At 46.9% G+C, this 290-nt stretch carries 1 pseudogene; it reads left to right on the top strand.

The features are described from left to right. A pseudogene (locus AC0QHF_RS08810) lies at window positions 1-290 on the top strand (group II intron reverse transcriptase/maturase); the annotation flags it as partial.

The following is a 290-nucleotide window of genomic DNA, read 5'->3' as shown; positions in this document are numbered from 1 at the left end:
GTAGTGTCACGATGCGGAAACGCCAAATACAAAACGCTCAGAAAATACTACCGAACAGGTATGGCAAAACTGAGCAACGGGGACGAAAGGAAGGACAAGTGGATTTTCCAAACTAAGGACGGTCTACGACTCCAAAAACACGCCTGGACTCCCATTGTCTACCACACGTTGGTCAGACCAAACGCATCGACGTATGATGGAAATTGGATCTATTGGGCAACAAGGAGAGGGAAATCAGCAGAAATCCCAAACCGAGAAGCCAAACTGCTGAAATACCAGAAAGGCAAATG

The sequence above is a fragment of the Lyngbya sp. CCY1209 genome, assembly GCF_055795065.1.
The sequence above is the reverse complement of the archived record's forward strand: the minus strand, read 5'-3'. Positions and strand labels throughout refer to the sequence as shown.